Raw genomic sequence first — 24,432 nt, 5'->3', positions numbered from 1 at the left:
CAGTATGGGCTTGCCCACCGCGGCAGCGCACCGGACGGGGCGGCTCCTTCCTACCTCTGACGGTGGTATCGGAGGCCGTGGCTGCCGGGGCGCATGACCGTCCACTTCACGACCGCCGTCATTCCGGGCACCACGATGGGCCGCGACGAGGACGACGCGATGCTGCTGCTCGCGGCCGACTCCACCGAGGACATCCAGAACCTGCCGGTCCCGACCGCCCTGCACGTGGTGGACAACAGCCTCGGGCTCTTCGTGCACGGCCAGATGATCGACGCCCCGATCCCGGTCTCCGACACCTGGGTCCGCGCGGCCGCGGCCGTCGGCGACTTCGACGCCCAGGCCAAGGTCACGCTGCTCCTGGCGCCCCTGCCCGGCGACATCGCCAGCAGTTTCGTCGCCCTCCAGGAGGGCGTCGCGGCGCCGTACATGCCGGTGTGGGTCGGCGATTTGCTCGCCGGCCGGTACAGGATGGCGCTGCGAGACATGCGCGTGTCCACCGGGCTCCTCGGCAACGTCGACATGGGGTTCGGCGTGCCGCGGGACGTGGCCGGCAGGGCGACGATCCTGCACGATCCGCGCAGCGCCTAACCGTCCTGCCGATCCCGGGCTACGGCTGGAGGGCCGATCCAGCCGGTGCGTTCACCCACTCCTCCACTCTGCGGGCAAGTCGCTTGAGCTGGTGTTATACGGCCCGGGCAAGCCTGTCCGATCCTTGGGCAAGCCCTGGGTCCACCCGTCTGGGCAAGGCTGCGTACCCCGTGGGCAAGCCGTTCCAACGAGCCGGGCAAGCTGGTTAGCACAAGGCACTGCAGGCCTTCTCCGGCGGGAATGAGAACGCCCGGCCCCGTGAAGGGCCGGGCGTTCGTCTCGGTTCAGCTGGCGCCTCGGAGCGAGCGAGTCCGGGAGGCTATGCGCGGACAGGGTCGGCGCTCATTGTCTCTTTCACATAAGAGGGCAGCACCCGGCTAGTGCGCAGGGCCTGCGCGACCACGGCGAGTAGGTCGTCCCCCTCTACCCCGGTCGGTGCGGCACCGCGGATCCGGGTCCAGGCCTGTGTCGCCCGTACGGCAAGGGCGAGGATCGTGTCCGGGGAGACGAGGTAGAGATGCGGCACCGCGGCGGTTACCCCCGAGTCGGAGACGATGCCCTTGGGTGAGGCGATGACGCTGATGCTGCCGGTCGGCGGCTCGTCGACTTGCTGGTCCCCGGCGAGCTGCTGCAGATGTGTGTTGGTCTGCCGGATGTCGTTCAGGCTGATCCCGCCCTCGGACTTCTGTTCGCTCTTGGCCTCGACGGTCAGCCACCAGGAGGGCCACAGCCAGGCCGCGTCCTCCCGGCCCTGGGCGGACGGCTTGTGCGAGCTTGCGCCCAAGAGTTCGCCGAGGGAGGTGAGGCCCTGCTCGTACTTGGTGGAGTTCTGGTTTCCGAGGTTGGCCAGCATCTCGGTGGCGAATCTTTCGTACTTGGCGGCCGTCTTGAGCTTCTTGGAAGACCTGTAGGCCTCGGCGACCGCGGCGACGGCCTCGCTGTCCACGACGCTGAGCTCGGACTCGGCGTCCGCCTGGCCCTCGATCTCCCGCAGCCATGTGGTGCCGATAGCTGCCTTCCGGGCTCGGTCCAACAGTTGCTCGGCGCGCGCCGGAGCCGCCGGCGCCCCGGTGGCCAGCCGGGCCCACGCGGAGCCGAGGTAGGCCCACATCGCTTGGTACGGGCGCAGTTCTTCGCCAGTCAGGAGGTTGAGAGCCTGTACCGCGCGTTGGGAGGCGGTATCCCAGTCCTCCAGCCAGGCGGCTTGCCAGGCCAGGATCTCGTGCTCGGCGCTGTCGGCCAGCTTGGCCACGTAGGCGGGTTCCTGCTTGATGCACTCGGAGCGGCGTTCGACGATGTCCGGCTCGGCGTCCTCCTGCCAGATCTCGTCGCGGTCCAGGGCGCTGCGCGCTAGGGCGACGAGGTCGGACGGGGGAACTTGGCTGTTGTCGCGGCCGAATGCGATTTCGGCCTGGAGCTCGGGAGGCAGGCCTTCCCGGACGTCGAGGCGGGAGAGGAAGCGCTGGAGTTCGCGCCCGGTCACGATGACCAGGGCGAAGTCGCGGGGGCCGCGGGTGCAGCGTCCGGCGCCTTGGATAACGCGGGTGCGGACCCGCTCCTGCGCGACGCGACCGGCGCGCAGCCGGGTCTGGAGGAACTGGTCTTGCAGGTGGAGGCTGTTGGGGAGGTCGTGCATGAGGATGATGCTGCAGGAGTCGTCTGGCAGGTCCATGCCGTCGAATCGGCTCGGGGCGAGCAGCATGCCTCGTTGGGCGTTCTTGAACGGTTGGAGTCCGTCCGGTGTGTCGCCGGGCTGGAATCGCTCAGTGTGAGGAACGCCCAGGGTGTCGGCGATCTTGGCGGCCGAGTTCCCGTCGGGTGTCAGCACGACGCTCTTGCCGCGCAGTGCGATCAGCTGGCCCACGAGACCGCCCTGGGTCTCGGTGTCGGTAGGGGCCTCGGCCGTGTCGGGCGGCGTTGGCTCGTTGGGGTCTGCGGCGTGCAGTCCGACGGGGCCGAAGGGGTCCTGGGTTGCCTCGGCAAGGTCGGGGAAGACGAAGAAGCGGCGGCCGCTGCCGATGTTCTCCCACTCTGGCGGCGCCGGAATCCGGCTGATCTTCAGTCGGCCGAAGGCCCGCTCCAGTTCTCCGCCTTCGCCGAGGGTCGCGGAGAGGTAGATCCGCTGCTGGGGGCCGGTGAACGGGTCGTGGGTGAACGTCGGGGGGATCATCGGCCGGATGTACCAGCCTTGCGGGCTGACGTAGAAGAGGCAGGCGCGCAGGTGCGGGCGGATCATCTTAAACCGGTACGAGGCATTGCCGGGCAGGGTCGACAGCACCTTGTCCAGGTCGGGGGCGTGCTTGGCCACCGCCGTCGTCGGCACCAGCCGGACTTCCGCGCCGCTGTGCCGGTCGGTCAGCCGGGTCACCAGGTGAGGGTCTAGGTCGTCGCCGAACACGTCCAGCAGAGAGGTGAACTGGTCGGCCGCAGCCTTGACCTCCACCGCCCAGGCGTCCGCAACGTAGTTCTCGGCGGCGTGCGCGTCGTCAAAAAGCAGGCTCTGGGCATCCGGGAAGGCGGAGTTGGTGTTGAACACGTGGCTGTAGACCGTGATCGCCACGGCGTCGGCACCCTCGTAGCGGGCGAGATCCTGGCCAGAGAAGTCGGAGCGATTGCCGATGAACAGGGCGGCGGGTACGCCCTGGGCCCGGGCGGCTGTCCAGACCTGGTGGGCGAGCTGCTTGGTCGGGCAGGCGTACACCGAACGGTGCTGGAAGTAGCGCCGCCTCCAGTCCGCGAGGAGCAGCCCAACCAGCGTCTTGCCCGAGCCGGTCGGGAGCTCCAGGGCGACATCCGGCTTGTTCAGGAGCTCGGGCGAGGCGTAGGCGCGCAGTATGTCGGCCTGATGGGACCACAACGCTCCGTGGCCGGTGGTCGTACGCGGAAGCACGCCGAACAGAGCTTCCGGTGTCGGCGGCGCCGTCACCTGCTTCGCGCGCTGCCGGAATCGGACTGGCTGCTTGTTGTCGTCCACGCTGACCCCCTCGGCGCCGGATGCCGACGCGTACGTTCCGCTCCTCGACGCAGTGATCGTAGTCCCGCCGCGCTCAGCCGTCGGCGGAACTTCCGATGCCAGGAGCGACGGCACTCAGGGCAACGAGCTCGGGGGCCTGCTCACGCACCTCGACCTCCCGCACCGTGCGACGCAGCTGCACCATCCACTCCTCGGCGCCGGCGTCTTCCGAGAGCGGGTTCTTACCCCTGGACGGGCGCCCCGCGGCGAGGTTCAACAGCTTGTCCATCTCTGCGTTCCCCTTCTCAGCCTTCGCTGCTGGTCTACTCGTCCATACCCGCCTTGGGACGCTTGGTGCCCTTGCGCCCGTCGCGCAGGGCGGCGAGAAGCTCTTCGGGCTCGGGCCGCAGCCCGCTTCCCAGGTAGCGAATCCCCTCGCCTTCGGGCGCGGTTTCGGAGTCCTTGCCGATGGGGTGCCGGCGGCTGGTCGAGGTCCGCCACCCGAAGCGGGAGTCCCACACAGCGGCGGCGGCCGGCTGGTCGGTCTCGAGCAGCACTGCGGCGGCCACGGCTCCTCCGTCGAGCTGGCGCATCTCCACCTGCGCCTGCTGGGCGATGCCGGCCGCGGCCAGGACGTCGGCGGTGTGCTGCAGGTAGGGCTGGGCACCGCGGGCGCGGAGCTCCCGCTCGGCGAACGTGACAGCGGCGCGGTGGGTGATGGCGGGGTAACCCAGCTGAAGAGCGGCTTCCTTCAGGTCGAGGCCGGGCTGCTTCTCGACGAGGTCGGCGATGCGCCTGCCGCGCAGGGTGGCCAGGCCGGACTGGGCGGTGGGGAACTTGGTGATGCCGAGGGTGTCGGAGACGGTCTCGACGGTGACGGCGGGGTCGGCGTCGAGGAGCTCGGCGATCCGCGGCAGGATTTCGTCGCGGGGGATCATGTCGCCGCTGCCCTCGCGGCGGCCGCCGCCGGCGCCGCGGCCCGGCCGGCTGTCCTTGTAGGCGAGGACCAGGCGGCGGGGCCAGTGCTCGGTGCCCTTGGGGCCCGCGGGCACGAGGACGACGCCGGCGGCCAGGCCCGGGTCCCTCTTGTAGGTGTTCCAGGTCACGGGGGCGATGCCGAGCAGTTCGGCGGCCTCGTGGCGGTCCAGGAGGTCCTCGTCGTCGTCGACCTGGGGCAGCTCGGGGATGGGCTCGCCGGCGTAGTAGGCCGCGGTCTGCTCCGCGTCCCACAGCTGGTTGCGGGCGTCGGGCGAGCTGATCGGCGCCGGGTGGCCTTCTGCGGCGTAGGGCTTCTGGTTTCGGATCGTGGTGAGCTTCTTGCCGAGGGCGTCGGCCAGGTCGGACATGGTCTGGACGTGCTGCAGGCGTCCGGCGCGGATCACGTTCTTCTCCTTCGTCACGGGGCGGGGCGCTCACGGCGCCCCGCCGGCGGGGGTGTCAGTCGTTCGAGGGGGCGGGCAGGCAGAACGGGCTGCACGGCTCGTAGGCCTCGGCACCGCATCCGTCGCAGGGGCGGGCGGCCGCCTCGAGGAGCGGGCGGAGGTGGTCGAAGGCGCTGCTGGCGCCGTCGTGCGGGGTGATGCGGTCGGCTGCGATGACGTACAGGGCGTGCGGCGGGTTGCTGGTGGTGCGCACCCGGATGCCGGCGGTGTCGCCCGGGCCGGCGGCAAGGCCGGGGATCGCCAGGACGCCCGCGGCGGGGAGGGCGGTGACACCGGCCCCGGCCAGGAGTTCGGCGAGGCAGGCGAGTTCGGCATCGGCGGCCGCGGCGGTGGCCGGCCACGCGGATGCAGCGGCCTCGGCCTGCATCGCGGCGCCGGCGGGGTGGGAGAGGGAGAAGGGCACGGGGCCTCCAGGATGTCGGTGTGTGTTCGGTGCCGCGGGCTGCCACCACCCGCGAGCAAGACAACATTACCTAGCTTACATCACCGTTGGCAAGTGGAGTGGCTCCGCAACGCTGCGGCGTACGGATACACTCGGAGTGAGATACGCCTCTCGGGCTTCCCGGGGTGTGTGTTTTCGGTTGGCCGGCGCCCTTGCCACCCGCCTCGGCGGAAGTGGGCGCCGGCCGCTTTCGTCTCCGCCGTGCCACAGGATGAGCCTGCGCGCCGGGTCCTCTGGGCACCTCTTCACCTTCCGGGCCCCGGTGAACCGCTCCTGCGCTAGCCTCGTTGCAGCATCTACGACTTGGAGGCCGCGATGCATCTCGTCTTCGACCCGGCCGAGCAGGAGGCCCTACGGGCCGACGCGCGGGAGATGGCTGACAGCGACCCGCGGATCGCCTACGTGCTGGAGCGCCTGGCCGGCGAGGGCGTCGACCTGAACGCCATCACCTCGTGGGAGGACCTGCGCGAGGACCTCGGGCAGCCCCCGCTCGACGACTCCACCCCCACCTCCCACGTCGCCTGATGGGGCGGCACGGCGGCCTGCGGCGCGCGCGCATCGTCTTCTACGACGTTGCGCAGGAGCAGATCGAGCGGATGACGGAGGCCGAGCGCCGCCGGCTGGACCCCGCTCTGGTGACCATCTCCAGGAATCCCGAGATCGGCGTCCCCTCGAAGCACGGCTCGATCCGTGAGCACCGCGAGGACGGCGTTCGGATCGTGTACGTGCCGACCGCCTTGGGCACGTTGATCCTGGTCGCCTATGTTGAGGCGGACTGACTCCCCCGCAGGCGCCGAACAGCCAGCTGCAGCAGAGCCCCGGACTACTGGTCCGGGGCTCTGCTCTTGCGGGCTGGCGCGGGCCGATGCCCTCAAGCGCCGCCGGTCTTCTGCCGGTGCCGCCCTCGCGTCCGGCGCCGTACCGGTCCAGCGGCTCCAGGTGCCCGTGGCGACGTTCCGGCAGGCGCGGCACACCGGGATCGTCCCGGGCCCCGTCTGGCCGCCGAGTCCGCCCCCGGGCCCGTGCGGCTCGCCTCCCCTTGAACTGGAAGGCGCGGAAGGCCTCCGAGTCGATCTCGGAGGCCTTCCCGTTGCCTGCTGGCCTTGCGGGCGCCGAGGCCGTCCTGTCTACCAGCCGGTGAGCGAGCTGCGGTAGTCGTTGTTGAGGCGGTCCAAGTGGATGTCGCCTTCGGGGGTCAGTAGGTAGGGCTGGTGGGTTCCCATGTCGGCGAACAGATCGGCGGCGAGGGTGTAGGCCGTGATGACGGCCTCATGTTTGTCGGTGGCCAGTGCGGTCAGGTTCGCGGTGGTCTGCGCCGGAACTCTTGGGATCGGTCCGGCGGGGCCGCGCTCGAGGTGACGCTCGGAGACGACGAGACGCACCGGAGTGATGCCGTCGTCGAAGCGGTGGATCTGCGCGGAGAGCATAAGGTCACCTCCTGCACCCGTCTCCACCGCCCATGCTGCTGCGGCCTGGACCTGGGTCACTAGGTACAGCTCAAGGCCGCGCTGGTATAGCCGCTTGGGACTGCTGCCGGGCGGTTGGTCCGCGAGCTCGAGGATGAGGGCGGCGTAAAACGAGCCGTCCTGATGGAGCTGGCCGGTCGGGTCTCCCTCGAAGCGGACCTGTCGGCGCCCGACCAGGGCCGGGTGGTCCGGCTGCATGAAGCTGGTCACCGCCTGATCGGCCAGCTTGGCAAAGCGGTCGAGGGCAGCAGTTCGTTCCTGCTGGGTGGTCAGGGCGCGGTTGCCACGGACCGTGGGGACTGCGGCCACGCTGATCCAGAACGGTTCCCACGTGGATCGGGTGCGGCCGGCGGGAGGGGTTCTCACGTGGGTTTTCAGGTGCTCATGGCCCGCTGTGAGGACGTCCTGGAGGCGGTCGGTGTCAGCAGATGCAGCGTGGAAGCGATCGCGGTAGCGCTGGGCGATCTCGGATTCGGCGAGGGTCCGTGTGGTGGTGCCGTGCCGGACGTGCACGCGGAAGTTGTAGTCGTTGCCCGGCATCGCGACAGCGTGCGGCATCTGGGTGCTCGGCGGCACGGTGAGGATCCAGTAGATCTTGCCCTCGTCGGCGGACTTCAGGGAGCGCACGCCCACGTTCGGGACGACGGGCTGGATGCAGTTGGCGAGGACCGAGCGGATCCATTCCTCGCCCCGTCTGGGGTCCGGCTCGAAGGGTGCCAGGGCGTGGGCGTGGTCCTTTTTGCCGTCGTCGATGCCGATGACGAGCAGGCCGCCGACGGTGTTGGCCATGGCCGACACGTCCTTGGCGAGCTCCTTCTTGCCCGCGTCGGTGCCCTGGTAGAAGTCCTTCTTCCAGTCGAGGTCGACGCCTTCGGGTATCTGGTTGTCGACCGCGCGCTGCAGATCGTCCTCAGTGAGGTCGTCAGGGTGCCGTCCCAGGGCGGCGGTGAGCCGTGCGGGCAGAGCCATCGGTACTCCAAGTTCACCAGGTTCCTCACCGGCATGTGCCGGTCGGACCACGCTAGAGTCCTGCGCCCGGCTGCCACCACGCATTTCCGCTCGGTAGCCGCCTTCTGACCGGTGGGCCTCCCGCGCGGCGTCGGCTGCGCCCCTACTTGGCGAGGTGGTCCGCGGCGAGTTGCAGAAGGGGCTGGTGCGCGGCGTAGAGGGTACGGCCTGCGGTTGCGAGCACGGTTTCGAGCTGGCTGAGGGAGCCGAAGGGCCACCAGTTGGCGTCGGCAGCGTCGTCGCCCGCGACGGCGGCCACCGGGCAGGGCAGCAGGTATAGGGCGGCGGTGGAGGCGACCCACGCGCGGTCGGTGTTGCGCCAGTCGTCCACGATGCCCTTGCCGAGGATGACGGGGCGGTGGTCGGCCAGGTCCACGCCCGTCTCCTCGCGCAGCTCCCGCACCAGAGTCTGCGGAGCGGTCTCGCCCGGGTCGACCATCCCCCCGGGGATGGCCTCTTCGAGGATGTCATCCCGAGTGATCAGCAGGAGCCGGCGGTCCTGTCCGGTGCCCGCGACCACGATGGGGTCGGCGGCGGCGTTCTCGCCCCACTTCCCCAGATTCCGGCCGGTGCGGCCGGTGCGGCCCTGCGGGTGCAGGGGCCAACCCTGCGCGTCGAGCTGGAACGGCACGAGCGCAGCGGTCTGGCGCTGCTCCCAGTCCAGTACGTGCGCTGGCGTCGCGGCGGCCTCGGCCCAGCCGGGCACCTGGCGGGCCAGGGCCTCGGGCAGCAGCTCGGGCGGGGTGACGTCCACCGGCTTGTACTCCGGCCAGCTCACCGACCAGGCGCGAAAGACGGCGGGGACAGTCTCGATCTTGCTCATGATGTGGGCTCCCGTAGTGGTTGTGTTCGTCAGGCTCAGGCGTCCGTCCCGGTGATGGTCCTGATCGCCAGGCCGGTCAGGGCCCGGCCTGGCCTCGTGCGACGCCGGCTGCCTCGTGAAGCGCCTCGGTTCCGACCTCCAGGCCGTGCTCGTCGAGCTGGTCGGCGATGTAGTCGATCAGAGCGGCGAGGGTTCCGATCAGGCTCGGGCCGGTCTTGCCTGGTAGATGGCGGGCAGGGCGTGGGTCTTGTTGTCGGCGTCGGCGGTGTCGCCGAGCGCGAGCTGACGCAGCTGGTCGAGGCCAGGGTGATCGCGGCCAGGGCGGAGGTCGCGTTGCTGTCGGTCGGCAGGGAGTTCACCTGCCGCTCCTGCGGGGGTCTGGGGTGTGCTCGCCCGGATCGGGGCGGGCGAGCGCACTGGAGGGTGTGGTTCTGTGGTGCGCCCCCCGCACCCCGTAGAGCATTCCCCAAAAAGGCATTTTCTATGAATGCATTTTTGGATGGTGCCTGTCCGCCCTCGGACACCTCCCTGGGGCCGGGCGCAACGGCTACTCGTCCGCGGGGTCGGCCTGCATGTGCTCATACGCCCAGCAGGCCCTCTTCCACAGGTCGCTCGCGTACGCCTCCGGCTCCTGGGCGCACAGGCGCGCGTAGAGGTCGGGGAAGTTGCGGCCGGTGCCGTCGCCGTCGGGGTCCTTGTCCATGGCGTGGGCCAGCGCGTACGGGTCCTTCGGGACCTGCGGGTCGAGGTGGTCGAGGTCGGGGCGGAAGGCTGCGGTGGTGATGACGGTGCCTTCGACGTGCGCGGTGTGGTGCAGCTGCCTGCGCAGGCCGGCGGCGATCTCCTCGGCGCGGCTCTCGTGTTCGTAGGGGCCGATCCGTACGGGGTCCAGGCCGGGGCGGTCGAGGATGACGGCGTGGCCTACCGGCTCGGTGTAGCGGACGGGGCGGCCGAGGTGGTGGGCGTAGGCGATCTCGGCGCGGGTGGAGTCGCCGATGTATCCGCCGGTGTTGACGACCAGGACCTCGTCGCAGGCCCTGATCTTCCAGCGGTGCAGCGCGTCCAGTGCGAGCTTGAGCTTTTCGGCGGCCGCGGGTTCCGCCCACAGCGGGTGGGCCTTCTTCATGTCGCAGCCGGGCGCGAGGACTACGCGGCCGGCGATCGTCTCGCGGAAGTTGGCCTCGGCGAGCTCGCTCCAGAAGGCTGTGGATCCGCAGAGGGTGACGACCGTGGGCCGGTCGGTGGAGGTGTCGGAGGGGTTGAGCAGCTGCTCGGAGGTGGCGGGGGCGGCGGCTGCGAGGAGGCCGGCGGTCTGCATGTCGCGGTGGTGGTGCTCGCGGTTCATCGGCATGTCCTTCGTTCTGGCGGGATGGGTGGGAGCGGCTGGCGCCGGCTTGCTTCGGCGCCGGGATCCGCGGTGAGTGCCCGGGGTCCTGGGCTCGGTTCAGCGATGGCCGGGGTTCGGCGCGCCCGGGTCTGGCGCCGGGCCTTGGCGGTGCAGGACGACCTTCTCGTACGTCGGGTAGTCGGTGGTCTGGGCTGAGCGCCTGGATAAGGGTGGTGGCTCGGAGACCGTGAGGTGGTCGAGGAGGGCGAGCTCGGCGCGGCGGACGGGAGCGGTGCAGAGCGGCGGGATACGTGCGGAGCTTGTTTGTTGCTCCCCTTCCGAGCGTGCGGGCGGCTGGCCGACCGAGGTCAGGGTCCGCCCGATGTGCGGGTGAGGTCGGGGCCGCCCGTCCGGTGCGGGAGGAGGCTGCACCGGACGGACGGGTGGGCGGGATGTGACCGTCAGGCCGCGGCGGAGTCGCGGCGTTCGGCGCGCAGGCGGCGGCGGTCGTTGAGGGTGGTGCCGGCCCAGATCGCGGATCCGGCATGGGTCGGGTGGTCCAGAGCCCAGGCCAGGCACTGCTCGCGGACGTCCTCGGGGCACTTGCTGAGGCAGGCCAGCTGACCGTTCACGCGCTGCTTCGGGGGCCCGGTCCAGTCTTCGGGGTCGGCATCGGGCGCCCGGCATGGTTCGTTGCCGGTCAGCTGCGGCCAGGGGGCAAGTTCGGTGGTGGTCACTCCCCCACCCCCGTGGACCCGGCGGTTGGGACGGCGGCGGTGGGCAGCAGGTGCTCGAAGGGCTCCCAGGCGGCGAGCTCGAAGGACATCTCCAGGAGTTCGAAGGGGTACTCGACGCCCTGGGAGTGGTCGTTCTGGTGCGCCTTCTCCGGCGGGAGGTTGGAGTGGTCTCCGCCGTCGGCGTCGTCGGCGGCCTGGTCGAGGTCGATGTACGCGACGACGACGTCGGTGGCGGTGCGCTCCAGGACGTACAGGCTGCGGACCGGCATATCGTCGGGGTCGACGTCGTGCCGGCGGACCCAGGTCTGGCGGGTGGCGGCGATGGCCCAGGCCTCGCTGGCGTCGGCTGCGTCAGTGACCTTGGCGCAGGCCCTCGCGTATTCGGTGCCCGCCTCGACGAGCTCGTTGACGCGGGCGGTGATGTGGTCGCTGAGGGCCTGGGCGCCGATCAGCCAGGTCAGGGAGGCCAGGCCGGTCACGACGCCGCTCCCGTCGGGACCAAAGCGCGGGAGGTCGTGGTGGCGGTGAGGAGGCGCTGGAGCGCGGCGCCGTCGCGGTGGGAGGAGAAGGTCGCGGGGAGGCCGCAGTTCCAGCAGTCGGCCTCGTCGCCCTGCCAGGCGACGTCGCAGCGGCTGCAGACGAACTCGCGCTCGGCGAGCAGCGGGTTGGTCTTGGCCAGGGACTTCAGGAGCCGGGCGGCGGTGCCCAGGTGGCGGGTGGACTTGTCGTGCTGCTTGCGGCGGGTGGCGTGCATGATGGTGGTCTCTCTCTCGCTATTTGGCGGGTGAGGGGCCCGGGGCGGCCGGCGGTTTCTCAGGCCTTGGCGGCCGTCCCGGGCAGTTCTGTCGGTCGATGCCCTTGCGCGCGGCTTGGTCCCAGCGCGGGTACCGTCCGGCTGCACTCCGCGGGCGGAGCAGTCGGCGCGGCAGGTACCGACGGAGATCTGGCGGCCGGTTATGGCGTGGAGCTGGGCGACTTTCCAGGCGCACGGTGCGCAGACAAGGGCCTTGTCGCGGCTGACGGCGCGGCGGTGAGGACGTGGACGCCCCTTGCCGGAGGGCCTTGCCGGTGCTGTGTGGGGACGTCGGTCTCCCACACGGTGCGCGGGCCTTTTGCTTCTAGGCGTCGGGGTCGTACGCGGCCTTCAGGGTGAGCGGGGCGACGAGAAAGCCGGTGGCGCTGTCCTCCTGCTGCTCACCGTCCTCGCAGGGGGCGAAGACGGCCAGTTCCTCGGTCGCTGCGGCGTCGCCGAAGTCGGGGATCCACGTGACGGTCGCGCGGGTGGGGAGGCCTTTGCGGGCGTGGAGGTGTTCACCGTGGGCGCGGGCGGCGGCGCGGTTGGTGTACAGGCCGAGCGGCATGTGGCCGTGGTCGCGCTCCGCGCGGTAGATGGTCAGCTCGACCGGCTCGCCGGGGGTGAGCTGGGTGATGCCGGGAAGGACGGCCTCGGCGGCGGCCAGGCGCTGCTGGAGCATCTCGATGTGGGCGAGCAGCTGCGGGATGTCCTGGGTGGGGTTGCTGGTGCCGGCGGCGGTGCGCATGCGGATGTCGGCGACCGGGTCCCTGTGGCTGGCCGGGATGGCGGGCGCGGTGGGGGTCAGGGTGTGCGGGGTCATGTGAGGCTCCGTTTCCGGTGGCGGGCGGGGCCCGGTCTGTCCGGTCCCCCGCACCGTCCGGCTCGGCTGGGTTCGAGTCGGACGGCACGGCCGGGAGGGCAGGCTCCGAACGGTGGCGCTGGTGCTGTGTGGCAGCGGCAGGGTTCGCGAGGAGAGGCACCGTGGTGGCAGCGGTGGGTTTGCGCGGGGCGCCGCGATGGCAACGGCAACGCGAAGGGGGCGCTCAGGCCGGCTGGTGGCGGGGCCTCTGCGGGCCCGGGGCGGCCGGTGTGGTCTGGCCGGCCCGGGCGGGTGCTTCGAGGGAGACGGTTACTTGCCGTACTGCTTGGTCTTCTTGAGGATGTGGTCCCGGGTGTAGCCGAGGACTTCGGTGGCGTCCTTCTGGGCCCCGTGGTAGGCGCCGTCGAGGGTGGCGTGCACGCTGGTCCAGAACTTCTTCTCGGCCGCCTCGCGAAGGCGGTCGATCTCCTCAAGGGTCTTGTCTCGCTGGGCTTTCGCTTCGGCGAGGCGCTGCTTCAGCTCCTTTCTCGCGTCGTCTGCGGTGTTGCTCTGGGGGGTCATGGCGTGCTCCTTGCGGGGTGGTGAATGATGCTCTGGCCACCTGTTTCACTTGGAGCGGGCGGGCAGTCCGGGGCGGTTGGCTGAGTTTGGCGACCTGTCGGCCGTCCCGGAACCCACACCAATAATGCATACTCCGAGGATGCATTTCAAGTGATTGCGTCAGCAGGATCTCGGGGATCTCCCCCGGCGCCCTGCCCCAGCAGCCGGAGAGACCGTCAGAGCCGGCCATGCGTGAAGCGCAAGGTGGTGGCCAGGACGTCCTCGGTGATGGCGAGAACGTCGTCGTATCCGGGGTCGATGTCCACGTGACGGCGGGCCGCGAGTTCGGCCGGGCCGCTGGCGAGCCGCTGGGCCCAGAGACGGGCGGTGAACGCGTCGGGGGCGTCTTTGATGACGTAGCTGTGGCGGGTGCCGGCCTCGTCCATGAGGCGGAAGGTCACCAGCCACGCAAGACTGCGGTGATACACGGGCGTGCTCCGTACGCGAGTGCCGACTGGCCCTAGAAGGGCGGTTCGAAGCTGTCGTGAACCTTTTCGGCGCGGCTCGCGGCGCGGATGCGCAGCCGGTGGTCGCAGTCGACCGGCGCCCCGGGCGGCGTGCTGAGTTCGCCGAACATCGCGATCAGCGCATCCTCGCTCGCGATGTCGGTGTGGAGGTAGGTGCCGCAGGCGCAGGGGGCGATCAGGGTGAGGAGGTGACGCGGGTCGCCGAGCTGGTCGGGACGCTGGGTGTAGTGCAGCCACCAGCCGCGGATGCTGTCGGCGGAGCCGAGGTAGGTGACGGCGCACGCCGCGTACTGACACTCGTGGTCGTCGACCGGCGGATAGCCGGTCCAGTTCATCGGCGTTACGGCGGCGTGCAGGGTGTCGCGGAATGAACCGATCAGGACGGCGTCGGCACTCAGGGTGGCCCGGAAGGCGGCGGCCTCACCGACTTCGCCCTGCCAGGCGGACGGAGTGAGGTCGGCGACGGCCTGGTGCAGGGCGACGATCGGGACGGGCGCTTCGGCAGCGCCGTCGCCGTGCGGGACGGGGTGCAGGTGAACGACGGTCATAAGGGGTCACATCTCCTGTTTCGGTGGAGGGGGGCCGGGTCTGTCCGGTCCCCCACACCGCCCCAGCCCCGCGGAATGGGGTTGGGGCGGCACGGGGAGCCGTCAGCGCGTGGCTCACCCTGATCGACGGACTGCTGGACGGTCCGCTGGAACTCGATGCTCGCCTGCTCCTCCGGCATCGAGGAGGCGATCGTGAGGAACACCGTGGTGGCGACCTGCGCGGTGGTCTCGCTGACGCGGTACTCGGTCATGAAGTCGCGGACAAGCTCGTCACGCATGTCCTCGGTGAACTCGCTGGAGTGGAGCACAGGGATCTCCCCCTCGGGTGGAAGTGCTGGGTGTCGTCGTCGCACTGGACGGCCGGGCGGCCGTGGGCGTGACAGCGGGGTGGTGGGGACGCAGGGAAGCCGATTCCGGCACCCCAGAAATGTCTACTATCACTATGCATTCTTGCTGGATGCATATCAAGTGGGTGGCCTCATTGCCTTCCTTGCGTCCTCCCCTGGCGCAGCCGCCTCGGCCCTGTATCGCTCCACAGGCAGGGGGAGACGCGGGCGCGTTGAGTGCGCCCTCCTCCGGCCCGATGCCGTGAACCTTCCTCGGACCCGCTTGCCCGAAGGCTTGCCCCCGGCCCGGACGGGGCACGCGGTGGGCAAAGCAGCAGGTCATGCCTGGTCAGTGGCGCAACGCGCGCGGGGCGGCGGCCAGCTGGGCAAGCTGCGTACTGCCGGTTGATTCAAATGACGGGCAAGCCCCTTCAAGGACCGGGCAAGCCAATTCAGATGGTTGGCAAGCCGCTTCAGATAGGTGGGCAAGCCCTTCAGGAAAGCGGGCGAGCCCGCCCTGGCGCTTGGGTGCCGTCGACGGTTCCTGGCTCAGCATCCGCTGCTCCGGTCGGCTGCGTTCTTCATGATCCTGATGCCGTCCGGGTGGGCATACACCGCCGCAACGATCGCGTGATGCCAGGACTGCAGGCTCCGGTGGGCGTGCCTCACCTCGTCCCGTTCGCGCTGCGCCACCTCGAGTTGGTCGGCGAGCGTGGGGCAGGTGCAGGATCCGGCGTCCACGTCGTGCAGCCGGGCCACGCAGCCCGGGACGAGCCAGCGGGTGCCGTCCGGCTCCTCGACCCAGTGGCAGGCCAGCGGGGGCCAGGGCCTGGTGGTCTCCTCCGTAGTGCTCATGGGTGTCCTTGGGTTTCGTCCGGTCGAGGGGTGTTCTGGCCGTTCTCCGCCCGGTCCGCGCATCCACAGGGGCGCGGGCCGGACAGGCAGCGGTCAGGCGGTCACCTCTCCGTCGCTGAGGTGTCGGGAACGGAGGGGGTGGTCTCGGCCTCCAGGTCGTCCTGCCACTTCTGCGGGTCGAGGCCGGCGGCGGTCGCGGCGTCGTAGGCGAACTCGCCGATCTCGCCGCTGTCGAGCTCGTCGTCGACTTCGGCGATGATCTGGGCGGCGAGCTTGGGGTCGGCCCGATGCAGCGCGTCCAGGTAGCGGTAGGCGGTCCAGGCCATGACGCCGGCCGCCGCGTGCGCCGCCACGGCCTTGGGAGAGTCGCTGCTCTCCTCGATGAGGTCGTGGGTAGAGCGCATCGTTTGGTGCAGGAGAGCCTCGACGGTGTCGGTAGGGGTGCGGGAGGCGTCGTGGAGGGGGCGGCTGCCGGTGGGCATGGGGGCAGGGGTGAGGCCGTCGGCGTCGGTAGGGCTGTCGTCCCACAGGTTGCGTACGTGGTCGAGGTCGTCGGCGAGGCCGGTGTCGAAGCCTTCGTGGCGAGAACGGACGGGCATCTGGGCGCCCAGGAAGTCCTCGCCAGCCAGGAGCACGGGCTGGCGGCCGGGGTTGGTCCAGACGCGCAGGCGCTCGTCAGCGGCGGCGAACCGGCCGAACATCTGCGTGGTGAGCGCGGGGCAGGCGCATTCGGTTCCGGCGGCGGTCTGCTCGATGATGTCGCGGACCAGGCCGCGCCAGCCGATGTACTTCTGGTCGTCGTCGACGGTGAGTGTCATCTCGCCGTGAGGGGCGGTGAAGCGGATCTTACTGTCGGCGAGAGTGAGGGTGACCGGGTCGCTGCCGGGCTGGTCCGTGAGCCACCGGCGCAGGGCGGGCAGCGCGCGGGCGGGGAGGGTGCGGGCGATCGGGGCTCCGTCGAGACCGTGGTGGCGGTAGCGGGCGATGGCGAGGGTGGACTGGTCGGTGGCGACCGCGTACAGGAACGTCGCATCGGCCTCGATGCGGATGCCGTGCAGGACCGGGGTGTACTCGTCGGCGATGTGGTCGGCGGTCCGGTCGAGCATGCGGCCGACCTGGTGGGCATTGAGAGTGACGGACACGCGGAACTCCTTTTGAGCGAAGTGGTCAGCGGGCGGGAAGCACTGCGCCCCGGCGACTGCGGAGCAGTCGGCGGGGCGCGGCGGCGGCCGGTCGGCCTGTCCGGCCCTCGCGCACCCGGAAGGGGGTGGGCGAGGAGCAGGCGGAGCGACAGGGGTGGGTTAGTGGTTGGGGAAGCGGATCACCGTCGGGCCCGGGGTGTCGTTGCCGGGTGGGGTGGGCGCGGGCAGGGTGGCGTGCAGGTGGAGTTCAGGGCTGAACACCGGCGCGGCCGGGGCCGCCTGGTGGTTGTAGATGACGGGGCGGAACGTGAGGCCGCGCAGGGCGAGGATGCTGGCGAGCGCCCAGACGACGGCGGCGAGCGCGGCGGCCAGGATCCGTCCGCCGGCCGGGGACGCAGACCACACGATCCAGACGCTGGAAAGGCCCCACAGGGTCCACAGGATGCGGGCGCCGCTGATGTGCAGGAACCCGCCGATCAGGCCGGTCAGGCCGGTGGCCTGCCACAGGAGGTAGACGGTGGCGCCGGACAGGGCGGGCAGGTGCGCGGCCTGTCCGTCGAGGAAGGTCCGGATGGGGGTGGTGAGGGTGGGCCAGATGCCCCTGGTGTCGTGCTCCAGGTCCACGTGCGGGCGGGGCACGGCGGTGGTGACCGTGTCGGCGAGGGCGCCCAGGACGCCTGCGGCCGCGCCGAGCAGCATCACCATCACCACGGCGGCCATGACCAGGACGAGGGCCTTGATCCAGTGGGCGAGGCCGTGCCAGTCGGCCTTCGGGGCGCGGCGGATGTCCTCCCAGACGCCGTGCAGGACCCCGTCCTTTTCCCAGGCGCGGTTCCACCAGGCGCCGGCGGCGTCCAGGCGTGTTCGTACGCCGTTTTGCGAGGGCGGCTTCGGTGTCCGGGTGGGGCGGGGGAGCTGGGGGTTGTTGTTCGGTCCGGTCTGCATCGCCGGGTACTCCTTCACGAAGGGGAGGGTGGTGGTGCTGGGGCCGGGCGGCCTGTCCCGCTCTCGTCCTGCCGGCCGCCGTGGGGGCGGGGGACGAGAGCCGGGCGGAACGACCGGATTCAGCGGTTGGTGATGCGGCCGAGGAAGCCGCGGGCGGTCTGCTCGGTGTGCTGCACGTGCTGGGTGACCGCGGCGTTGTAGTGGTTCTCGGTGTGGGTGACGGCCGCGCGGGCGTGCTGGACGGCGCTGCCGATCGCGGTGGCCAGGGCGGCGAGCGCGGCGATCGGCAGGGTGACCATCAGCACGGAGGTGAGGGTGACGGCGGCCAGGCCCTGCAGGATCAGCCAGGCACCGCAGCCGACGCCGGTGATCCCGGCGCCGATCCCGATGGAGGCGACGGCGGTGCCGGCCGCCCAGGCCGGGACGATCCGGGTCTCGGGCTGGAGCACCGGCGGGGTGGTCCCGAAGGCGGGGAGCGGGGTGTCGTCCCGGAACGACGTCGAGGCGGGGGCCGGCGGCTCGTCGCGGAACGCGGTGCGCAGGATCCGCTCGGCCTCGGCGGCGGCCTCGGTGTCGGACATTGAACGGTCGGGAGCGGGGCGGAAGTCCATGGTGTTCTCCGATCGGGGATGGCTGTGGGCCCGGCCGCGCAGCACGCGACCGGGCCCATAGGGGTGAGGTGAGCAGGGGGTTGGGTCAGGGGACGAGGGTCTTGATGGCCTCGAGGGCCTGGCGGGCGGAGGTGACCTCTTCCCGGCGCTTGCGGCCGGGCTTGCCGCCTCCGGGCTTCCCTCCGCCGCCGCGCCGGTGGGGTCCGTCGTCGTCTTCGTCGTCGTCGGGGGCGGGGTGGAACTCGCCCGGACGCTCCGGCTCGTTCCAGTCGAACCACAGGCCGCGCTTCTCCAACTCGCTGATCTCGTAGTCGGTGAGCCGGACGATCTCGTCGGGGAAGATCTTCGCGAGGTCGGTGTCGAAGTCGGCGTACAGGCTGCGCATGAGGACGGCGCGGCCGTTGTCCAGGACGATGACCGCGACGCCGCCCGTGCTGACCCCGTTCTCCGGGTCTGCCTCGCCGCGCATGGCCCGCTCGATCACGGATCCCTCCTGCTGGGAGTAGCGGGTGGGGATCGTCGGCACGTCGTGGGCGTTTTCCATGGTGCCTTCGACGGCCTTCCGGGTGGAGCTCGGGTTGCCCATGTTGAACACGACCGCGCGGGAGTTCTGCCTGAGGTTGGCCTTCATGCCGGAGGAGAACCCGTCGTGCGCGAAGGGGGACTGGCCGGCAGGGTTGAAGCCCACGCCGTACTTCAGGCCGGTGACGGTCAGGTCGTCGGCGATGGTCTGGATGAACTCGCCGTACTCCTCGTCCTTGGTGCAGGTCATGAACTCGTCCCCGAAGACGTTCAGCTGCCGGTAGGGGCAGCGCGGGTCGCCGGGCTTGTAGTCGTGGGGCTGGCCGTCGTGCGACCAGGGCATCTCCGCCCGGATGTCGCACAGGGCCCTGGCCGCGCGCAGGGAGCGGGCCATCCACAGGGCGTTGGAGCCCTGCCGGTCGATGAACCGGCCGAGCGTGCTCGTCTTCTCGTCCTTTCGGACGGTGCCCAGCCACACCACCTGACCGGCCAGCGACATGGCGGCCATGTCGATGGCGAAGAACTGCGTCTTACCCGAACGTGAGACCCCCAGGATCAGGCCGTGGCGTGCCGCGTTCTTATCGTGCTGGAAGATCATGTTCTTCACCGGCTGGCCGGTGGTGGTGTACCCGCACACGTACATGCCCTTGTCATCGGGCGTGAGGAGCTCGCGAGTAGCAAGGAAGGTCTGCGACAGCGGCGGGGTGTCGAAGACGCTGATCAGGAACTCGTGGCCGTCGACGATGACGAAGACGCAGGAGTCGTCGGCCGGGATACCCAGGCCGCGGCAGACCTTGGCCAGGTCGATCTGCGGCACCTCGGTCTCGTCGAGCATCTTCGCCCGGTAGAAGGTCACTCCGCGCTCGTCGTCGCGGATGCGGCCGACGAGCTCGGTGCCCGGGGCGCCGCCCTTGGGTCCGGCGACCTTGTCGGCCCACCGCTCCTCCAGGGTGGGGGTCTTGGTGCGGCGGGCGGTGGCGTCGGGGGTGATGTGGGCCTGGAGCCAGCCCGGTCCGCCCTGCCGTCCGTCCTTCTGCTGCTCCACCGGCGCCAAGACGACCTCCTCCTCGCGCACCGCGAAAGCGGCCGCGACATCAGCGGGGGAGAGGGACCGGATCGGGCGCCCCGGGTCCTTCGAGCGCAGCAGGATCGTCAGGTCCCGCTTTGCGTCCCGGTCCGGGATCGCCTTGACCAGCAGCGTGCCGCCCGGCAGACCGGCCCGCTCCCACAGCTCGCGGGCGCTGCGGGTGTAGAGCGTGGCGCCGTCCTCGGGGTGCAGCGGCTCGCGTACCGGCTCGGCCGGGGCGGGCAGGGCCGCCAAGGCGGACGCGGCCGGGACGCTGGGGAGTTCCGTGGCCGCGGCGGGCCGGTGGCCGCGCCGGCCAGTACGGGAGAGGGGGGCGAGCGCAGAGCAGAACAGGGCCCATCCGGCGGCGAGCAGTACATCGGTCTGCAGCGGGCCATATCCGGGCGTCCACACCGCCGCCAGGTCCACCCCGGCGGCCAAGGCCAACGGGAAGGAGCGGATGATGCGCTGCCCGGAGCCGGGCAGGCGGCTGGTGGCGGCGTGGATCATGTTCCCGGCGCCGACGACGCCCGGAAGGAGCAGGGCGATGTTCGCCGGGCCGTCGGGGGTGAGGTTCGGGGCGAGGGCCAGGGCGGGGGCGGTGAGGGTGTAGGCGAGGCGTTCGAGCGCCACGCTGCGCGGCAGGACCATCGGGGCTCTCCTGGGGGAACAGTGTCAGGGGCCGGACCGCGATGACGGTCCGGCCCCTGACAGGGACGAGAGGGGGAGGGTGTGGCGGGAGCTACTCGGCGAAGAAACCCGCCTTGGGGGTCTTCTCCCGGCGGCCCGAGCGGATCTCGTCGAGCCGGCCGTAGAGCTTGGCGTGGGATCCCTGGACCACGCGGGAGTGGGCCGCGCCCGCGACCGCGTCCTCAATCAGGTGTCGGATCTGGACGGCCGCGCCGCCCAGCGCGGTGGCAACCGCGAAGGTCATTTCCACGAACCGCGGGTCCAGGTCGCCGTTCTCGATGGCCTTGGCGGTGTCCTCGGCCTTCTTCGCGTTGGTCTGCATCCGACGCCGCAGGGCCTCCAGCTCGACGGCCTTGTCGTCCAGCGCCTTCGACAACTTGGTCAACTTGGCCTGGATGTCCTGGTAGCCGTTGTCGTCGCTCTTAATCTCGTCACTGCTCATCAGGCTGGTGTCCTCTCTCGGTGGCGCGGGCCGGGTCAGTTGTGGTGGGCGGCGGCCGAGGTGTGGACCAGGCCCGCTTCCCGCTTGGCGTCCATGTCCTGGCCGTAGACGCGGGCGACGCCGCCAGCGGCTTGCACGGCGGCCTCGGCGGCGTCCGCGCACTCCTGGGCGCACCGGGTGGCCTGGGCCGTCATCGCGTTCAGCGCCTCGGACAGCTCGCTGATCTGCGCGACGATCTTCTTGTCGATGTTGTGGTCGTCGGCCAGGTCGTCGGCGATCTCCTGGAGTGCCTTGGCCGTGGCCAGCAGACGGCCGATCATCTCCTCGGCCGTCTCCTTGTCGCTGAGGGCGGCCAGGGCGATGTTGGTCATCCCCACCAGGTACTGGTCGAAGGTGATGTCGGTCTGGTGCTTCGCAGCCAGCTGCGAACCGGCCGAGGTGCTGCCCATCGGCGGGGCCTCCTTGCGGGTGGTGTCGGGTGGTGCGGACTGCGCCGGGATTCCTGCCTCAAGGCCGCTCCCGGCCGGGGTGGCGGTGTCGTCCCAAACGGGCGCTGAAGGCGCGGGCGGGCGGGAGTGCCCGGGGACGAGGAATCCCAGGAGCTGGGCGTCGGTGAGGTCCGCCAACGGGTCGGGCTCGCCGCCGGTCGCCTCGCCGGCGTCGGACGGCTTGGCCTTCTCAGCTGGTTTGCCGTCTTTGACGGCCGGTGTACCGGGGCTGGGGGGTTCCCCTGATGCCGCCCGACCCTCTTCGGCGGCACCCTTCGGGGAGACTTCCTCGGACGGGTGGGCGTTCTCGCGGCTGCGGGGGGCCGCAGCTTCGAAAGCCTCCCGGGTCCCCTCGTCGAGGCGGTCGCCCTCGCTGATGACCTGGGCGTCGACAATGTCGTCCTTGGGCTGCGGCCGCATCGGAGGGCGGGCGCGCTCTCCTTCCGCCTCCATCCACAGCGGAGTCCGCGGCTCCTCCTCGACGGGGGGCTTGTTTTTGATGAGCCGGTCCTTGACGCGTTCACCGAACGAACGCTTCCCCGGGGGCGTTTCCTCGTCGGCAACCGTCTCCTCGGAGCCGCCAGACGGCTTCTCCTCGACGATTTCGGCCTCTTCCGACTCCGTACCCGCAGGCGCACCCGCCGGGACTTCTGAGGGGCTTCCAGGGCCCTTGGCGGCGGACTCCTCGGGGCCGGCGGACTTGCCGGTCTTGCCGTCGTCGCTGCCAGGCCCCTTCTCCTCCTTCCCGGCAGCCTTGTCGGTGCCGGGCTCGCCTGGGTTCTCCTCCTCTGTCTTGTCTGTTGCCGGGCCGCCGGTCTCCGTCGTCTTGTCGCTGGCAGCCTTCTTGGCCTCCTCGGCTTCCTTGCTGCCGACTTCGTCCTTGCCGTCATCCTTCGTGACGCTCTCGGAGTCCGGACCCGGCTTTCCGGAGTCGGCCTGCTCCTTGGCCTTCTTGGCCTCGGTTCCTTCCTTGGGCTCGCTGGTGTCGGCCTTGGCCTTGTCCTTCTCCGTACCGGCCTTGCCATCGCCGGCCTTGTCCTTGGCGGTACGGGCTTCCTCGGCGGCCTGGCGGCGCTTGTCGAACCGTCGCTGCGCCTCCGCCCCGACTGCCTCGCCCAACGTCGTACGCCCTGCGCCGGCCGCCTTTTTCTCCTCGCGTCTGGTCTTCCGCTCCTGGCGCTTGGCTGCGCGGGCGGCGGCGCGCTCGGCCCGGTCCTTCTTCTCCTGACCCTCGCGGGCTTCGCGGTCCGCCCATTCCTTGTCCCGGGCCCGCTGCCGCTCGGCGCGCGCCTGGTCGCGGTCCTTGGCTCGGTCCTTCAGAGCGGAGGCGTGTTCGGCCGCTTGCCGCTGGTTTTTGGCCTTGCCGCGTTCGGCGTGCCGCTCGGCTCGGGCGGACTGCCGGGCGGCCATCCGCTCCTGACGCGGCGAAGCGGCGCCGGGGCTTCTGGTGCCGTTTCGGCCGCCATCGCCTCCGCTCCGGCCACTTCCGGCCGGGGACTGCTCCTTTGCGCGCTGCCGTTCCTGGCGGGGCTGGTCCTTCTGGCGGCGCTTGTCCTCGTTAGCCTTCACGGCCGCGGCCCGTTGGTCCGCCTTCGCCCTGGTCCGCTGCTCGCGGGCCTTGTCGTCCGCCCTCGCCAAGGTCGGCGACTGCGCGGCGGAGGACCTGACGTCCTTACGGCCACCCTTGTCCGCCCCGGACCCCGCGCCGCCCCGGCCGCCGCTCGGCCCGGGGGCGTTTCTGCCGCCTCCGCCCAGGCCGCCGCCAGACCCGCCGCGCCCGCTACCGGAACCGCCCCAGCTCCCGCCGGAGGGGCCGGAGCTGGACTTCATCACGGCCGCATCACCCTTTCCCTGAGCGGTCTTTTTGTCGGCCGCCGCCTGGATACCGGCCTGGCGCAGTTTGTTGTGCGCCTTAAGCAGTGCGATTTCGCGTTCGCTTTCCGATTTCAGGCGGGCGACTTTCGCTTCAATGACCGCTTCCCGGTAGGGGCCTTCGGCCTCGAGAGCGGCGTTTCCCCGGGCGATACGGTATTCGAGCCAGTCGCCGATCCTTTCCATAACGGTCCGCCGCGACTCGTATTCGTATTCACCACCGCTCTCTTCTCCCATGCCGGATTCCGATTCAACCGGGGAATGAGCAGGGGCGGATTCGGCGTGCAGCACGCGTTCCGGGGCGATCGGCTCCCGCACGGGCGGTAGTTCGATCGTCCGCTCCATGGCGCTTTCCGGAGGGATTTCGCTGGGCGGGGGAATGAGGCGGTCGATATCGGCGAGCGGTACGGGCCGGTCGGTGACATCGCTTCCCGGGGGGAAGGGGATGAGCCGGCCGGGGCCGTCACCGGGGCCGTCGGAGGTGCTGGACACCGTGTCGGGCTCCTTCCTTGACAGGGTCGGGGTGCCTCGCGTACACGCGTGTACGCGGGCGGGCATGCGGGTGGGCGGGCGTGCGGGCGTTGGGGGCAAGCCGAAGGGGGCCGGCCGTGGCGGCCGGCCCCCTTGGGGCCTCGTGGGTGGGTGCTACTGGGTGTGCTTGACGTAGACGGCGTGCAGATCGTTTGCCAACGCCCGCAGTGCCTGGATGTCGCCGCGCTTGTGGGCCTTGGTGCCCTGCGTCTTCAGCAGCATCATCAGGAAGTGAAAAGCGCCGAGGTCTTCGCCGTACCGGCGAATGTAGTCGTCCCGCTGCTGGAGGAGATAGGCGCGGGAGTTCTGCGCTTTGACTTCGTGTCGGGTCAGCGGGCGGCTTGCGTTGCTCACGCCGATTCACGTCCTCGCAGATCGTGAATGTTCGACACGGGGGAAGCGTAGCTGCTTTCCGGCTTGTTGTGAAGTCCGGGCGGGGCGGCGGGCATGGGCGGGATCTGCTGCGGGTTCTTCTTCCGCTGCTTTTCCAACTCCTTTTCCTTCCGATCTTTCACCGTGTTCGCGCAATTCTCGTCGAAAGCGCGGCGGCTGTATGCGGCGGCCTCGAGGTCGGCGGCGAGATTCTTGGCGTCCTTCAGCACCTTCTGCAGGGCCTTTTCCACCGGCCTAGCGCGCTTTTTGGCGTGCCAGAAATGGTCGCCTTCCAGGTGGGTTCCGCGCAGGTGGACGCTGGTCTCGTCCGTCAGCGTGGCCAGGTGGCGCTCGGTGTCGCGCACCACCCGCTGGATGTCGGCGAGGTAGCGGGCGGTGGCGGCCGCGTTGGCGGCCACGTCCTGCAGCGGGTTGAGGGCGTTGTGCCCGGGCGGCCGGCCCTGCGGGGCCGCCTCGGGACGGGGCTCGGGATTCACGGGTTCGTCCTCCAAGGGGATAGGTGAATCGGGTTGTCCGCCTGCGGATTCGCCTC

27 protein-coding genes are annotated in these 24,432 nt (G+C 70.6%); 3 read left to right on the top strand and 24 right to left on the bottom strand.

Annotated elements, in window-relative coordinates:
• The first annotated feature begins 93 nt into the window (after positions 1-93).
• Positions 94-588: a hypothetical protein gene (locus ACFWV2_RS27575; RefSeq protein WP_384408855.1), complete on the top strand. Its 495-nt coding sequence runs from the start codon at positions 94-96 to the stop codon at positions 586-588.
• A gap of 319 nt (positions 589-907) precedes the next feature.
• On the opposite strand, the gene ACFWV2_RS27570 is transcribed toward ACFWV2_RS27575, so the two are convergent.
• The 4 genes from ACFWV2_RS27570 to ACFWV2_RS27555 form a co-directional block, all read right to left on the bottom strand.
• On the bottom strand, positions 908-3,562 hold the full coding sequence (locus ACFWV2_RS27570; protein WP_384408853.1) for a DEAD/DEAH box helicase: 2,655 nt from the start codon (positions 3,560-3,562) through the stop codon (positions 908-910).
• 73 nt (positions 3,563-3,635) lie between these two features.
• A complete protein-coding gene (locus ACFWV2_RS27565; protein ID WP_384408851.1) occupies positions 3,636-3,830 on the bottom strand; it encodes a hypothetical protein in 195 nt (64 codons plus the stop codon).
• A 34-nt stretch (positions 3,831-3,864) separates the two neighbouring features.
• The gene (locus ACFWV2_RS27560; RefSeq protein WP_384408849.1) at positions 3,865-4,923 is read right to left on the bottom strand and encodes a hypothetical protein; all 1,059 of its coding nucleotides are present in this window, start codon (positions 4,921-4,923) and stop codon (positions 3,865-3,867) included.
• Positions 4,924-4,978: 55 nt separating this feature from the next.
• On the bottom strand, positions 4,979-5,386 hold the full coding sequence (locus ACFWV2_RS27555; RefSeq protein WP_384408847.1) for a hypothetical protein: 408 nt from the start codon (positions 5,384-5,386) through the stop codon (positions 4,979-4,981).
• Between the two features lie 342 nt (positions 5,387-5,728).
• On the opposite strand from ACFWV2_RS27555, the gene ACFWV2_RS27550 reads away from it, so the two are divergent.
• Positions 5,729-5,950, top strand: coding sequence for a hypothetical protein (locus ACFWV2_RS27550; protein ID WP_384408845.1), 222 nt, complete (start codon positions 5,729-5,731; stop codon positions 5,948-5,950).
• Positions 5,950-6,204 carry a hypothetical protein gene (locus tag ACFWV2_RS27545; protein ID WP_384408843.1) on the top strand — a complete coding sequence of 85 codons (255 nt, stop codon included), beginning with the start codon at positions 5,950-5,952 and terminating at the stop codon, positions 6,202-6,204. The genes ACFWV2_RS27550 and ACFWV2_RS27545 overlap by 1 nt, the downstream gene beginning before the upstream one ends.
• Positions 6,205-6,552: 348 nt before the next feature.
• Here ACFWV2_RS27545 and ACFWV2_RS27540 read toward each other — a convergent pair whose 3' ends face one another.
• From ACFWV2_RS27540 to ACFWV2_RS27445, 20 genes are all read right to left on the bottom strand, one after another.
• A complete protein-coding gene (locus ACFWV2_RS27540) occupies positions 6,553-7,860 on the bottom strand; it encodes a helix-turn-helix domain-containing protein (RefSeq protein WP_384408841.1) in 1,308 nt (435 codons plus the stop codon).
• Between the two features lie 142 nt (positions 7,861-8,002).
• On the bottom strand, positions 8,003-8,722 hold the full coding sequence (locus ACFWV2_RS27535; RefSeq protein WP_384408839.1) for an NUDIX domain-containing protein: 720 nt from the start codon (positions 8,720-8,722) through the stop codon (positions 8,003-8,005).
• A gap of 547 nt (positions 8,723-9,269) precedes the next feature.
• Positions 9,270-10,067: a hypothetical protein gene (locus ACFWV2_RS27530; protein ID WP_384408837.1), complete on the bottom strand. Its 798-nt coding sequence runs from the start codon at positions 10,065-10,067 to the stop codon at positions 9,270-9,272.
• A gap of 443 nt (positions 10,068-10,510) precedes the next feature.
• Entirely contained in the window at positions 10,511-10,786 is a 276-nt protein-coding gene (locus ACFWV2_RS27525) for a WhiB family transcriptional regulator (protein ID WP_384408835.1), read from the bottom strand.
• Positions 10,783-11,265 (bottom strand): hypothetical protein, encoded by a 483-nt coding sequence (locus tag ACFWV2_RS27520; RefSeq protein ID WP_384408833.1) that lies wholly within the window; start codon positions 11,263-11,265, stop codon positions 10,783-10,785. Before ACFWV2_RS27520 ends, ACFWV2_RS27525 begins: the two co-directional genes overlap by 4 nt.
• Positions 11,262-11,540 carry a hypothetical protein gene (locus tag ACFWV2_RS27515; RefSeq protein WP_384408831.1) on the bottom strand — a complete coding sequence of 93 codons (279 nt, stop codon included), beginning with the start codon at positions 11,538-11,540 and terminating at the stop codon, positions 11,262-11,264. Before ACFWV2_RS27515 ends, ACFWV2_RS27520 begins: the two co-directional genes overlap by 4 nt.
• A 364-nt stretch (positions 11,541-11,904) precedes the next feature.
• Positions 11,905-12,402 carry a hypothetical protein gene (locus tag ACFWV2_RS27510; RefSeq protein ID WP_384408829.1) on the bottom strand — a complete coding sequence of 166 codons (498 nt, stop codon included), beginning with the start codon at positions 12,400-12,402 and terminating at the stop codon, positions 11,905-11,907.
• Between the two features lie 309 nt (positions 12,403-12,711).
• The gene (locus ACFWV2_RS27505) at positions 12,712-12,963 is read right to left on the bottom strand and encodes a hypothetical protein (RefSeq protein WP_384408827.1); all 252 of its coding nucleotides are present in this window, start codon (positions 12,961-12,963) and stop codon (positions 12,712-12,714) included.
• Positions 12,964-13,178: 215 nt separating this feature from the next.
• A complete protein-coding gene (locus ACFWV2_RS27500; RefSeq protein WP_384408825.1) occupies positions 13,179-13,430 on the bottom strand; it encodes a hypothetical protein in 252 nt (83 codons plus the stop codon).
• A 32-nt stretch (positions 13,431-13,462) separates the two neighbouring features.
• Complete coding sequence (locus ACFWV2_RS27495; RefSeq protein WP_384408823.1) at positions 13,463-14,017, bottom strand: hypothetical protein; 555 nt, start codon at positions 14,015-14,017, stop codon at positions 13,463-13,465.
• Positions 14,014-14,325 carry a hypothetical protein gene (locus ACFWV2_RS27490; RefSeq protein ID WP_384408821.1) on the bottom strand — a complete coding sequence of 104 codons (312 nt, stop codon included), beginning with the start codon at positions 14,323-14,325 and terminating at the stop codon, positions 14,014-14,016. Before ACFWV2_RS27490 ends, ACFWV2_RS27495 begins: the two co-directional genes overlap by 4 nt.
• Before the next feature lie 567 nt (positions 14,326-14,892).
• On the bottom strand, positions 14,893-15,198 hold the full coding sequence (locus ACFWV2_RS27485) for a hypothetical protein (protein ID WP_384408819.1): 306 nt from the start codon (positions 15,196-15,198) through the stop codon (positions 14,893-14,895).
• Positions 15,199-15,299: 101 nt separating this feature from the next.
• Complete coding sequence (locus tag ACFWV2_RS27480) at positions 15,300-16,340, bottom strand: hypothetical protein (protein WP_384408817.1); 1,041 nt, start codon at positions 16,338-16,340, stop codon at positions 15,300-15,302.
• A 159-nt stretch (positions 16,341-16,499) separates the two neighbouring features.
• Complete coding sequence (locus ACFWV2_RS27475) at positions 16,500-17,285, bottom strand: hypothetical protein (RefSeq protein ID WP_384408815.1); 786 nt, start codon at positions 17,283-17,285, stop codon at positions 16,500-16,502.
• A 119-nt stretch (positions 17,286-17,404) separates the two neighbouring features.
• Entirely contained in the window at positions 17,405-17,866 is a 462-nt protein-coding gene (locus ACFWV2_RS27470; protein WP_384408813.1) for a hypothetical protein, read from the bottom strand.
• 115 nt (positions 17,867-17,981) lie between these two features.
• A complete protein-coding gene (locus tag ACFWV2_RS27465; protein ID WP_384408811.1) occupies positions 17,982-20,135 on the bottom strand; it encodes a chromosome segregation protein ParM in 2,154 nt (717 codons plus the stop codon).
• Positions 20,136-20,226: 91 nt separating this feature from the next.
• Positions 20,227-20,616, bottom strand: coding sequence for a conjugal transfer protein TraB (locus ACFWV2_RS27460; RefSeq protein ID WP_384408809.1), 390 nt, complete (start codon positions 20,614-20,616; stop codon positions 20,227-20,229).
• Between the two features lie 35 nt (positions 20,617-20,651).
• On the bottom strand, positions 20,652-23,468 hold the full coding sequence (locus ACFWV2_RS27455) for a hypothetical protein (RefSeq protein WP_384408807.1): 2,817 nt from the start codon (positions 23,466-23,468) through the stop codon (positions 20,652-20,654).
• Between the two features lie 153 nt (positions 23,469-23,621).
• Positions 23,622-23,861 carry a carbohydrate ABC transporter gene (locus tag ACFWV2_RS27450; RefSeq protein ID WP_384408806.1) on the bottom strand — a complete coding sequence of 80 codons (240 nt, stop codon included), beginning with the start codon at positions 23,859-23,861 and terminating at the stop codon, positions 23,622-23,624.
• Positions 23,858-24,376, bottom strand: a complete 519-nt coding sequence (locus ACFWV2_RS27445; RefSeq protein ID WP_384408803.1) for a hypothetical protein — start codon at positions 24,374-24,376, stop codon at positions 23,858-23,860. Before ACFWV2_RS27445 ends, ACFWV2_RS27450 begins: the two co-directional genes overlap by 4 nt.
• Positions 24,377-24,432 lie beyond the last annotated feature (56 nt).

This window comes from Streptomyces sp. NPDC058671, from assembly GCF_042716475.1.
Lineage (GTDB): Bacteria > Actinomycetota > Actinomycetes > Streptomycetales > Streptomycetaceae > Streptomyces.
This window is presented reverse-complemented; position numbering and strand designations above follow the sequence as displayed.

What these genes read in the sequence shown, in the direction of transcription:
- ACFWV2_RS27575 (WP_384408855.1), top strand. Translation starts at nt 94, where the DNA reads ATGACCGTCCACTTCACGACCGCCGTCATTCCGGGCACCACGATGGGC.
- ACFWV2_RS27565 (WP_384408851.1), bottom strand. Translation starts at nt 3,830, where the DNA reads ATGGACAAGCTGTTGAACCTCGCCGCGGGGCGCCCGTCCAGGGGTAAG.
- ACFWV2_RS27545 (WP_384408843.1), top strand. Translation starts at nt 5,950, where the DNA reads ATGGGGCGGCACGGCGGCCTGCGGCGCGCGCGCATCGTCTTCTACGAC.
- ACFWV2_RS27540 (WP_384408841.1), bottom strand. Translation starts at nt 7,860, where the DNA reads ATGGCTCTGCCCGCACGGCTCACCGCCGCCCTGGGACGGCACCCTGAC.
- ACFWV2_RS27535 (WP_384408839.1), bottom strand. Translation starts at nt 8,722, where the DNA reads ATGAGCAAGATCGAGACTGTCCCCGCCGTCTTTCGCGCCTGGTCGGTG.
- ACFWV2_RS27530 (WP_384408837.1), bottom strand. Translation starts at nt 10,067, where the DNA reads ATGAACCGCGAGCACCACCACCGCGACATGCAGACCGCCGGCCTCCTC.
- ACFWV2_RS27515 (WP_384408831.1), bottom strand. Translation starts at nt 11,540, where the DNA reads ATGCACGCCACCCGCCGCAAGCAGCACGACAAGTCCACCCGCCACCTG.
- ACFWV2_RS27510 (WP_384408829.1), bottom strand. Translation starts at nt 12,402, where the DNA reads ATGACCCCGCACACCCTGACCCCCACCGCGCCCGCCATCCCGGCCAGC.
- ACFWV2_RS27505 (WP_384408827.1), bottom strand. Translation starts at nt 12,963, where the DNA reads ATGACCCCCCAGAGCAACACCGCAGACGACGCGAGAAAGGAGCTGAAG.
- ACFWV2_RS27495 (WP_384408823.1), bottom strand. Translation starts at nt 14,017, where the DNA reads ATGACCGTCGTTCACCTGCACCCCGTCCCGCACGGCGACGGCGCTGCC.
- ACFWV2_RS27485 (WP_384408819.1), bottom strand. Translation starts at nt 15,198, where the DNA reads ATGAGCACTACGGAGGAGACCACCAGGCCCTGGCCCCCGCTGGCCTGC.
- ACFWV2_RS27475 (WP_384408815.1), bottom strand. Translation starts at nt 17,285, where the DNA reads ATGCAGACCGGACCGAACAACAACCCCCAGCTCCCCCGCCCCACCCGG.
- ACFWV2_RS27470 (WP_384408813.1), bottom strand. Translation starts at nt 17,866, where the DNA reads ATGTCCGACACCGAGGCCGCCGCCGAGGCCGAGCGGATCCTGCGCACC.
- ACFWV2_RS27465 (WP_384408811.1), bottom strand. Translation starts at nt 20,135, where the DNA reads ATGGTCCTGCCGCGCAGCGTGGCGCTCGAACGCCTCGCCTACACCCTC.
- ACFWV2_RS27460 (WP_384408809.1), bottom strand. Translation starts at nt 20,616, where the DNA reads ATGAGCAGTGACGAGATTAAGAGCGACGACAACGGCTACCAGGACATC.